General features: G+C 48.3%; 6 protein-coding genes. 5 read left to right on the plus strand and 1 reads right to left on the minus strand.

Annotation, left to right across the window (positions count from 1 at the left end):
* The first annotated feature begins 152 nt into the window (after positions 1-152).
* The 5 genes from CHI14_RS11775 to CHI14_RS11795 all read left to right on the plus strand — a co-directional run bounded on the left by CHI14_RS11775 (position 153) and on the right by CHI14_RS11795 (position 11,095).
* Positions 153-572 (plus strand): hypothetical protein, encoded by a 420-nt coding sequence (locus tag CHI14_RS11775; protein WP_095288633.1) that lies wholly within the window; start codon positions 153-155, stop codon positions 570-572.
* 22 nt (positions 573-594) lie between these two features.
* Positions 595-5,565: a DUF4132 domain-containing protein gene (locus CHI14_RS11780; protein WP_095288634.1), complete on the plus strand. Its 4,971-nt coding sequence runs from the start codon at positions 595-597 to the stop codon at positions 5,563-5,565.
* Between the two features lie 646 nt (positions 5,566-6,211).
* Positions 6,212-8,923: a beta-glucosidase gene (locus tag CHI14_RS11785; protein ID WP_095288635.1), complete on the plus strand. Its 2,712-nt coding sequence runs from the start codon at positions 6,212-6,214 to the stop codon at positions 8,921-8,923.
* 68 nt (positions 8,924-8,991) lie between these two features.
* Positions 8,992-10,542, plus strand: a complete 1,551-nt coding sequence (locus tag CHI14_RS11790; RefSeq protein ID WP_249281073.1) for a glycoside hydrolase family 30 protein — start codon at positions 8,992-8,994, stop codon at positions 10,540-10,542.
* Between the two features lie 118 nt (positions 10,543-10,660).
* The gene (locus tag CHI14_RS11795; RefSeq protein ID WP_095288636.1) at positions 10,661-11,095 is read left to right on the plus strand and encodes an acetyltransferase; all 435 of its coding nucleotides are present in this window, start codon (positions 10,661-10,663) and stop codon (positions 11,093-11,095) included.
* Between the two features lie 55 nt (positions 11,096-11,150).
* Here the strand turns inward: CHI14_RS11795 and CHI14_RS11800 are convergent, their stop codons facing one another.
* Positions 11,151-11,939 carry a formate/nitrite transporter family protein gene (locus CHI14_RS11800; protein ID WP_095288637.1) on the minus strand — a complete coding sequence of 263 codons (789 nt, stop codon included), beginning with the start codon at positions 11,937-11,939 and terminating at the stop codon, positions 11,151-11,153.
* Between the last annotated feature and the right edge of the window lie 121 nt (positions 11,940-12,060).

The raw sequence follows: 12,060 nt of genomic DNA on the forward strand, positions 1-12,060 counted from the left end.
AGGTTTCAGGTAAACGTGAGGAATGGCTCATGATTGTGGCGGAAATATTGGTTATGATGCTAATAAGGGGTACATGTGTACGTATTTTTAGTGTTTTTACTAGACTGGTGAGACGTAACTAGTCAGTTCATATAGAAGAAGGAGGGGGCGTTGTGAACGTATGGGTCACGGTCAAAAGCCTGGGCAAACGCAAGCCTGCACTTGCCAAGCAAGCCACAGCACTTCCGGAAACAACCGGAACGTTACGAGAGCTAATCAAACATATGGTTCACGTGCAGGTGAACGCTCTTCAGGAGAAGAGAAACAGTGCAGCGTTACTCACCTATCTTATGCCTGAGGAGATTCAACGTAAGGGATCAACGGGAAAAGTCGGTTTTGATGAAGTGTACAATGAGGAGATTCAAGACCTGGAGCATGCGGTTCAAACGGCTATGATGGCTTATGAAGATGGATTATACAAAGTGTTCCTCAATGATGAGGAATTGCCCGAGCTGGATGCACCACTGGAGTTGCAGGAAGGTGACGAATTGGTGTTTATCCGGTTTACCATGCTTGCCGGCCGCTTGTGGTAATAAACGATAAGGAGGAGATTGGATGAATCAGAAAGATAATGAACAGGTGTATATCAACGGAATGCAAGAGAAGGCAGAATCATTGAACGGGGCCTGGCAGGAGCTTGCAGGATATGTGGTGGAGATGGCTGGTTCCACGTATTTGCGTGGAGATGAAAAAGTATATCTGAATACAGAGGAATTTCTTCAAAAGCAGGCAGCCGAAACGGGAAAGCCCATATTCGAACCCTTGCTGAACGTGCTTGAGCAGCTGACGAATGAATGGTTGGTCGAACGATTCCGTTATATTGCTGACCGCGCTACCAATTTTCCATACAGTGTCATGTACGAACGCCGTCCTTATCGAACTGCCAATCCTGAGCAGCATTTTGGACAGGTAATCCGCAAACTCATTGGATTGCTGCGCATGGAGATTCGCCAGTTCTCCCTGGACGAGTATGTATCGGTTCGTGAATACAAGTTTGATCATTTGTTTGAGGTTCGATCCGTACTTCCGGATTGCATCGCATATGAACTGGACCATGACAACGGAGATATGAAGCTGGCATTACACGAGATCATATATGGCGATAATCAGTCAGCGTTGCTTACGGGTGAGATGATCAAAGGTATATTCATGAGTGACCAGTCAGAGGCGTACCATATGGTGGGTGAGCTGCTTGTGGCAGCAAGGCTGCAGGAAGGACTGCGCCAGAGTATCGTTGAACGGATGGATGAAGGAACCATTGAAGCATTTATATACATATTAAAAGTAATCATCGATCACAATCTGATTCGTTTCAGTTCAGTGGTTAGAGCGTTAGCCATATGGACAGGGCTCGGAATTGAAGCGGCCAATTCGCGCGTTGCATCACAGTTGATTGAGCAAGCCTATGAAGCGCTGACCGATGCAGCTGTTCGTGAGGATTGGGAGCAGGATACAAATGCCAATAAGATATTTATCAGTCTGTGGGCGACGGCTGTTATTGAAGAGGACCGTCTCAATGACAAATTGATCCGTATTATGGATCACGGCCAACTGTATCAGAAAATCGTTGCGCAATATGTGCTTGCCAACAGTCAGAATCGTGACCTGCGACTAAGCATTGCACGTCGATATTTGGACGTACAGGATCTGGAGCTGATGCACTGGATAATCCAAAACTATGATGCCATGTACATGCATAACTGGCACTTCGAGGATGGAGAGAATCTGCGCAGCATTCATATTTCGCCCCTGCCCATCTTTGAAGACAAGGAAATTCGGCGTCAGGACTTCGATCAGTTGAAGCAGCTGCTGGACCGCATTCCTCTGGGAGGGGAAGGTGGCCCATCTGGCGTTCTTGAATATGTCCATTACCGGATTGAACGGAATGATGTGGTCAAAAAAATGCTCTATCTGGCTGCGTATGATATGGACCCTGATTGGATCGGAGAAGTCATTGCAATCAAGGACATGCTGAGCCCGGAACTTCGAGGCGAGCTGTTATCCCAGTTCGTTCAGCAGCCCGATAACGAGGTGCAAAGACAGTTTGTGTTTGAGAGCCTGTCCGACAAGAGCATGACCAACCGGGAGATTGCCCTAGTCAAAGTGAGGAAGCTTGAGCTGACTACTGACGAGATGAAACAGATGGAGGCCTTGCTCAAACTCAAGACGGGTTCACTTCGGCAGAAGGTCATTCAGGTTCTTTTGCTGCAACCTGTGGATCAACTGGCGGTTTCACTGGAACGTTTGCTAAAAGCGAAGAATGAATTGCAGCGTCTTGGTGCACTTGAGCTGTTGACCGAAATTTCGGCGGATCCGGAACGTGCAGATCAGCATGAGCAATTACAGCCGTTAGCCGGACTGATCCAGAAGCCTACCGCGAAGGAGCAAAATCTGCTGGACAAGTTAACGAAAGAGGGCAGCCGGTATACTTCTTCGAATGGTTTTGGATTGTTCGACCCATCCCGGGTGGAGCCGCTGCTGCAGGAGAAGCGTGATCTTGGTGATTTTAATCCCAAGGAGATTTTTACGCTTTCGCTGGAGAAGGCCAAACGGTTTATGGAAGGATTAGATGCACTGGTTCACCAACACAGGGATCATGAGTATGAAGTGGAATATTATGCGGGATACCGAGAGACGCTTTTGATTGGAGTGAGCTTGCGCTCCATGGTCTCCTATGCGGAACGAAGTCAGATGAAACAGATGGAGCAATATCCTCTCCACGATGTTTGGGAGGCGTACATTGCGCAGAGTAATCTGAACAGCCAGGAACTCATGCAGCTTTATTTTATTTTGCAATTCAGCACACTGAGCGGCAACTTGGATGAACATTACAGCTATTATCACGACCAATATGATTATAACGAATTAAGCAAAATCCCATTATTGGAAGGCTGGCGCAAGTCTTTTGCCGAACAGACCTATCCTCTTTCCTATATGGAAGAAATGAAACAGATGGCGGCTTCGCTGACCTATAAGGATCAGGTTGCTGAATTGATTGCAGCAGCGTTCAGGGACAGCAACCCTGCAGATACATTTGAGATCGCGGAGAAGACATGGGCTGCCATTATCGCCAGTATGCCGGACGATCAACTGGAGAAGGAAGCTGGCATGCTTCATATCCTGACGGAACGGTGGAACTACCTGGTAAGAAGCAGAATATATGATGATGCCAGTTTCCAACGATTCTTCCAAACGGCTTATCAGTTCATCAACCTTGTGGGAAAGACACAGCGTTTCTCCCTGTTATCATTAGAAGATTACGTGCGGGCATTCAAATTGCGTTTGATTGATGATCAGACCATGTATCGTCAGTTGCTGACGGGCGGGGATCGTTTTGCATTCATTCGTGAGCTGACATCGACACGCACCGAAGGCATCATGGATGATCCGGAACTGATAGAGCTGCGGAATACCGTCGTTGAACGAATTCTGGAGATCGAACTGACACGAGGTGAGCTTTCCACGGAAGTCAGCACACTGGCCATGAAGTTTGAACGCATTGAAGGCATGGAACATTGGGTGCATCTGGTCTCAGCCATGGATAAGGATACGTTTGTACGAGGCTACATCTACAGCTACGGAGATCACACAACACGCAAGGAGACGTTCAGTCACCTGATTCAAGTTTGCCATCCACGTGAGGGTGAGGATGATACTCTCCTGGGTCAATTACTTAAGCAATATCCGATTCAAGAGAAAAAGCTGTTGGAAGCGGCCATGTACGCACCGCAGTGGATGGAGATTGTATCGAAGCATCTGGGATGGGAAGGACTTCGAAGTGCGGCATGGTATTTCCATGCCCACATTAATGAACGATTTACGGCTGAAAAAGAAACCATCGTCGCTCACTATTCACCGATATCGCCGCAGGAATTCAACGAAGGAGCATTTGATATTGCCTGGTTCGAGGAAGCTTATGCTGCTGTCGGCGAGGAACGGTTCAATCTGTTATATGATTGTGCCAAATACATTTCCGGTGGAGCAAACCACCGCAGATCCCAGTTGTTCGCCGATGCAGCGTTAGGGAAGCTTCGTCTGGAGGACATGCGTCAATCTGTACAGGAGAAGCGCAATAAGGACCATCTGCTCACATACAGTTTGATTCCATTTCAGGCTGAGCAGGAACAGGATCTGCGGGAACGTTATGATTTTATTCAGAAATTCCTGCTGGAGAGCAAGCAATTTGGAGCCCAGCGTCGTGCCAGCGAAGGTGCAGCCGCGCAGATTGCTCTTGGCAACCTTGCCCGTAATGCAGGGTATACGGATGTCACCCGGCTGATCTGGAACATGGAAGCGAGCAAGCTGGATGAGATGAAATCCTACTTTGAACCGAAGGCTCTGGATGAGACAACGACAGCACAATTGGTCATTGATGAGGATGGTCAGTCCGAGCTGGTTCTTGTAAGTAAAGGGAAGACACTCAAATCGGTACCTGCACGATTCAAGAAAGACGGATACATTACGGAACTGAAGGAATTAAAAGGGGAACTGGTACAGCAGTATCGCCGGGCAAAACAGGAGCTAGAGCGTTCCATGACGGCAGAGACTGCCTTTACCGTCCAGGAAGTGGCCAGCCTCATGCAAAATCCGGTCATTCGTCCGCTGATTCGCACGTTGGTGTTCCAGTCAGGTGACCGTTTGGGGTATTTTGATGCGGAATCTGCCTGCCTGATTGTACCTGAGGAACATAGTACCACACATGTATTGCAGGAACAGGATACACTGGTGATTGCCCATCCGCTGCAATTGTTCCGCAGCGGGACATGGAGCGAATTCCAGCGGGATCTGTTCACCCGTCAGGAACGTCAGCCGTTCAAACAGGTCTTCCGTGAGCTGTATCTTCCAAATGAGGATGAGCTTGCGAATGGAATCGTCTCCCGCCGGTACGCCGGGTATCAGATCCAACCGAAAAAGACGGTTGCCCTGCTCAAGGGTCACCAGTGGACCGTCAGTTATGAAGAAGGCTTGCAGAAAGTCAGCTATGAGCATGACCTGATTGCTAATCTGTATGCCATGGCAGACTGGTTCTCTCCGGCAGATACGGAAGCACCTACGCTGGAGACAGTACAATTTTATGACCGCAAAACGTATAAGCCTGTAGCCTTGCAAGATGTACCGAAGGTCTTCTTCTCGGAGGTCATGCGTGATGTTGATTTGGTGGTCAGTGTTGCGCATGTGGGCGGTGTGGATCCGGAAGCCAGTCTGACAACCATTGAAATGCGTCATGTTATCGTGAATGAATCCCTGCGTTTACTCAAGATAGACAATGTACGACTCGATGGCAATTATGCACGGATCGAAGGTGAACTCGGCGAATATGCCGTTCATCTTGGCAGTGCCAATGTGTTTAAACAGGCAACTGGTGCGCTATATATCGTACCTGTGCATAGTCAGCATCGGGGGAGAATCTTCCTGCCATTCCTGGATGAAGACCCAAGAACAGCGGAGATTTTATCCAAAATCATGCTGCTTGCGGAAGATAAGAAGATCAAGGATCCACAAATCCTAGCGCAGCTGAAGAGCTAGTAGGAACTCTCTTGAGATCGCAGGCAAGATTAGGACAGAGTAGGTGACACGGTTAGTCAGAATAGATGTAAGATTAAGTAAGTTCGAGTGGAGAAATGCGACACTAGTTAGAAGTGATTAATCAAGAAATAGCAGCCGGGGTACCTGTTAAACGGGACTTCGGTTGCTTTTTATTTTTCATGTAGAACGAAGGATTTTATTGCATTCGTTTTCAAACAGACTTTGGGCCCAGGTGTTCAATCGAAATTCCTAAATATGATAATTAATTGAATTAATTGTTAAATCAAAAGTGGGTCATAACGACTGTTTTTAAAAGTAAATATTTTGTATGATTAAAGTTACAAAAATGTAATTAACTCGTTTTCATGTGTTGTTATACGAATTATTCCTGACATCATACCTGAGAACTAATTCACCCCTTCCGGCTCTATTTCCATATTTAAGGGGATGCAATTAGTTTACAGGTCGGCTATCGTAAGAAAGCGAAATTGCTCGCTCGCTTGTCGAGCTGCACTTTTCGTAGCGATGTGCAAGGCTGCCTGAATGCTTGAAGGGCTGGGACAAGCCAGTTTGCATTCCCTTGTATACATGTATCCAAACAATGTGTGCAAGAAAAATGATCAAGAGAGAAGGAGAGCTTACAAACATGAACAGAAGACTCAACCTGATTTTCCTTAAACGATGGTTTATGCTGTTAATCATCGTGGCGGTTGCGGCCATGCCGTTACACGCCTTTGCCGCAGAAGCGGATTCCGGGGCTGATCGCCCTTGGATGAACAAATCCTTATCTGCGAAGGAACGCACCGAGCTGCTGCTCAAAGCGATGACGCTGGAGGAGAAAGTCGGATTCGTTACCGGTAAAGTAAATAACTATTATGGTTTCTATAATGATGGATTGGAGCGTCTTGGCATACCGGCCCTACAGATGGCGGATGGACCAGCAGGGGTACGGGTTGCCAATCCGGATGTGCAGGGCAAAAAGTCCACGGCACTGCCTGCGCCGATCGCCCTGGCAGCATCCTGGGACACCGATCTTGCCAAACAATATGGTGATCTGATCGGACAGGAAGCCCATGATACAACACATAACGTTGTTCTTGGTCCTGGTCTGGACATTGCACGTACACCATGGGGATCACGCAACTTCGAATCCCTGGGTGAGGATCCACTGCTGGCTTCCGGCATGGGTGCAGCGTATGTCAACGGAATTCAGAGCAACCCGGTGATTGCAACGGCGAAGCACTACATCCTGAACAATCAGGAAACGGAGCGTTTCACAACGAATGCAACAGCGAGCGAGCGTGCCATCCAGGAAGTCTATGCACGTCCATTCCAAGCTATGGTTGAAAAAGCGGATCTCGGTTCCGCCATGTGTTCATTTAACCAGGTGAACGGTACATATGCTTGTGAGAACAAGGAGATGCTGACTGATCTGCTCAAGGACCAGTTTGGCTTCGAAGGGTTCATCATGAGTGACTACGGTGCCAATTTCAGTACAGCCAAATCGGCTAACGCGGGTCTGGATCTGGAGACACCAGGGGAGCCTTATGGCAAATGGGGAACACAGCTGCTGGAAGCCGTGAAAAAAGGTGAAGTCAGCGAGCAGACCATTGATGAGAAGGTTCGCCGCATTTTGCTCCAAATGTTCGAGAAAGGGCTGTTCGACAACCCTGTAACCAATACGCAAATTAATGCGAAGGCAGACGGTAAGCAAGCACGGGAAATCGCTGAGCAGAGCATGGTGTTGTTGCAAAATAACAATGACGTGCTGCCACTTTCGAAGAAAGAACTGAATTCCATTGCAGTAATTGGACCGGATGCAGACACGGCTTCTGCAGCAGGTGGAGGCAGCAGCCTCGTTAACCCGACATATACCGTGAGTCCGCTTGAAGGTATTCGTAACCGTGCAGGCAATGGCGTGGAAGTGAAATATGCAGCCGGAACGGATCCTATCTCCGCCGGGGATGCATTTAACGGTCCTTCCGCAGTACCATCCACACTGTTGTCTCCGGCAGATGCCGAGAAGAGCGAGCAGAATGTTGGTACAGACAAAGCCGAATATGGTCTTCATGCCGAATACTGGACCAACACGAACATGGAAGGTGACCCTTCATTGGTTCGTACAGACAATCAGGTCAACATGAATCTTGGATTTTATAACTATGAAGGGTTCAACGCCCAGTCATCCAAGCTTCCGGTTACACCAACGGAATTCAACAGTAAAATGTCCGCACGTTGGACAGGTTCCATTACAGCACCCAAAACGGGTGATTACAAATTGTCTCTGACCAGCCTGGGATCTGCGAAATTGTACGTGGATGATCAGCTGCTCGTAGAAAATCAGGGTGAAACGCTGAGCACAACGAAGAAAGCAATTACGTTAAAAGAAGGCGAATCCCACAACATTAAGATTGAATACCGTACCGACTTCCCGGTACAGACAAGCCATGACATGGGTGCCCAAATGCGTTTCGGCTGGGAAGCACCTGAAGATGCCGTGGATGTCAAAATGCAAAAAGCAGTGGATCTGGCCAAAAAATCTGATGTTGCCGTTGTCGTGACACGTACGTATGACAGCGAAGGTTATGTGGACCGTTCCGATCTGGAACTGCCAAATAACCAGGAGCAATTGATTCGCAAGGTTGCAGCAGCAAATCCGAAGACGATTGTTGTACAAATGAGCGGCCGTGCTGTGGAAATGGATTCCTGGCAAAAAGAAGTTCCATCCATTGTTCAAGCCTGGTACGCAGGTCAGGAACAAGGTAACGCGGTAGCTCGCGTTCTGTTCGGTGATGTGAACCCTTCTGGTAAATTGCCAGTGACGTTCCCATCAGACGATTCGCAAACGCCGATCTCCACCGCGGAACAATTCCCGGGTGTGAATGGCGTAGGCACATACTCTGAAGGCATCTTTGTAGGCTATAAAGGGTATGACAAAGAAGGCATGACACCAGCGTTCGCATTTGGACACGGATTGTCTTATACTGACTTTGACTACCGCAACCTGCATGTGAAAAACACAGGTAAAGGGGACGATGCTACCGTAGAAGTGTCTCTGAACCTACGAAACACCGGTAAAGTTTCTGGTGCAGAAGTTGTACAAGTCTATGTAGGCAATCTGCCAACGAGTGTGGAAACACCTGAAAAACAACTTGCTGGCTGGGCCAAAGTCGATCTGAAGGCAGGCAAACAGCAGCGCGTTAAAATCAAACTGGATCGCAGTGCACTGTCCTATTGGGATGAGAAGTCGCATAAGTGGGTAATGCCTAAGGGTAAAGTATCTGTTTATGTCGGCAGTGCGTCAGATGATATCCGTCTGACAGGCAGCGTGAATATCGGAAGTCCATCCGGTAAATAAAAGGAAGAAGCTAAGAGTCGTGGCCGAATGGCCGCGGCTTTTTTCCACACTTGGAGAGGGGGGACGAGATGAACGCGCGATGGAACGAGAAGAAAACAGGATGGATGATCCTGCTGCTCGCGGTATGTATTCTGGCTGGTTTCGGCGCATGGTGGATGGCAAACCGCAGCGAAGAAGATGCCATCCCGCCACCACCTATAGGGAAAAGCCCAGCAACAGTTGAAGCATGGCTGACAACCGGAGATCAGCAGCATCTTCTGGAACCGCAGCAGCCGATTCCCTGGACAACCACGGCAACGGAATCGAACCATACCGAAGCAGATCATACCATCACCATTGATCCATCCCAGATGTATCAAACGATGGATGGATTTGGTGCTGCCATGACAGGCGCAACCGCCTATTTACTTCATCAGCTTCCGCAGGAACAGCGTGAACGATTACTCAAGGAGCTGTTTACAAGTGAAGGATTGAATCTGGATATGGTGCGTCACACGATTGGTGCTTCTGATTATTCGGTGAATGCATCTGGTGAACCATCAAGTTATACGTATAATGATATCGAGTCCGGCATGGATTATAATATGGATCACTTCTCGATCGACAAGGACCAGGAAGTGGTAAATATGTTGAGACAGATCGCTGTGCTGAAACCGGACATCAAAGTGTTGGGCACACCCTGGACCGCCCCGGCCTGGATGAAATATGGCGAGAAGACAACGAATGGCTGGTATCTCGATTACAACAATCCTCAAGTTTATGAAGCGTATGCACGTTATTTCGTAAAATACATCCAGGCTTATCAGGCACAGGGGATACCGATCTATGGAATGACCTTGCAAAATGAACCGGAGTTCACTACAGCTAATTATCCGAGCATGAGTATGGGAGCCGAAGAACAGGCCATGTTCATTCGGGATTACCTTGGGCCTGCCATGCAGGATGCAGGACTGCACACACGAATCATCACGTATGACCACAACTGGGATCAGGCGGTAGAATACACGGGCCGTGTGCTTGGGGACGAAGCGGCTGCGACATATATTGATGGTTCGGCATTCCATTGTTATGAAGGGGACCCGTCCTCCATGACGGAGGTACATGATCGCTTCCCGGATAAACATATCTATTTTACCGAGTGCAGCGGGGGGGATTGGAGTCCTGATTTTGGCGAAAATTTAGGCTGGCAGATGTCCAATCTAATGATCGGTGCTCCGCGAAACTGGGCTCAAAGCGTACTGCTCTGGAATATTGCACTGGATCCGCAAGGTGGACCGACCAATGGCGGCTGTGCGAACTGCCGGGGGGTAGTGACCATTGATCCGGAAACGGGTGAAGTGACACGCAATGTCGAATATTATGCACTTGCACATCTTAGCCGTTACGTTCGTGCAGGAGCTGTAAGAGTGCAATCTACGGAGGAACGGGACGAATTGAAGAATGTGGCCTTCCGCAACCCGGATGGAACCATGGTACTGGTTGCAGCTAACACAGGTAACGAAGATACTGTTTTCCGTGTCGTCATGGAGGAAGAGTCGTTTCAATATACACTGCCATCTCAATCCGCTGTCACGTTTCGCTGGAAGCCGGAGGATACTCGAATAGCGGAGTCGGGATGAAACGTAGATAAGACCGATCATTACATCAACTTTTATGTCAGCAAAGCATCATTTGATTTGCCCACTCCTTGGAGTTATGCAATATAATAATCACTACATCGGAGGGGAGGAATTAAAAATGATGGTTACATCATACCGGGCACTGGATCATGCCAAGCTGGTTGCCATTTGGGAACGAGCTGTACGGGCTACTCATACATTTCTGGCCGAAGAGGATATTGTCTTCTATAAAAGTGTGGTGAGTGAAGCTCTGTCAGGCATGGAAGTATGGGAAGCGGTGGACTCGGCGGGAGAACCCGTTGGTTTTATGGGGCTGGATGGCAAGCACATTGAGATGTTATTCGTGGATGTGGAGCAGCATGGGCAAGGGGTTGGACGGATGCTTGTTGCGCATGCCATTGACCTCAAGGGTAACGATCTCAAAGTGGATGTGAATGAACAAAACGAGGGAGCTGCCCGGTTTTATACCCGAATGGGATTTGTGCAGACAGGCAGATCGGAGCTGGATGGCTCAGGTAATCCTTTTCCTCTGTTACATCTGGAATTAAAATAGAAGTCCCCCGTAACCAACATCTTGAGATGAATGGTCGCGGGGGATTTTTCATACGTTAGTGAGTTTCATCATCGAGAAAAGGTTTGTTCACCGCATAATACATGAAGCCCATCAGCAGCACGCCCCCCACCAGATTGCCAAGGGTTACCGGAACGAGGTTATGGATGACCCCGCCAAACGAGATCGTTCCCGGATGATTCAGTACCAGCGCGATGGCAAACGTGCACATATTGGCTACGCTGTGTTCATAGCCCGAGATGAAAAAACAGAAGACAAACAGCATCATGGCGAACATTTTGGCGCCGTTCTCCTTCATGAACATCGGCACGAAGAACGCCAGGCACACGAGCCAGTTACATAGAATTCCCCGGAAAAAGAGCTGCATCGCCGGTGCCTCCATCTTGTGCTCCACCACACTTAGCAGAAATCCATTGACCTGAGATGAATCGAATAATCCCGTCAGATAGATTAATAGAGCAAAGACGGCCGCGCCCATCAGATTCCCGCTGTAACTGGCAATCCACAGCTTCACGACTTCGAGCCAGCGCAGCTTCTTCCTGAGTGCAGCATACGTGTAATAAAACGTATTTCCGGTAAACAGGTCACCCCCGCCATACGCAATCAGAATAATAGCCGCTCCAAACGTAAGTGCTGCCATGGGGTATGTAAATGGGGACTGCTCCATATAAAAGAAATTACCAGTCTTAAACGCCACGATCACACCAAATCCGATAAACATACTGGCTAACATGGAACGTGAGAGGTACCTGATTAAACTTTGTTTGTAAATCTTGTGCTTCTTCAAGGCTAGCTGTTCAACATTGCGTAAACCTTCGGTTTCCATAATTCGCCTCCCGTTTCTCGGTGTAATGCTTACATTATAACGAAAATTTGGAAGAAGTGTGGTATGAGTTTAAACTACCACAGCAGCAGTTCAGTTAAACAATCACTATCCAATCATGCAG

The organism is Paenibacillus sp. 7516 (assembly GCF_002272715.1).
In the GTDB taxonomy this organism is placed as follows: Bacteria; Bacillota; Bacilli; order Paenibacillales; family Paenibacillaceae; genus Paenibacillus; species Paenibacillus illinoisensis_A.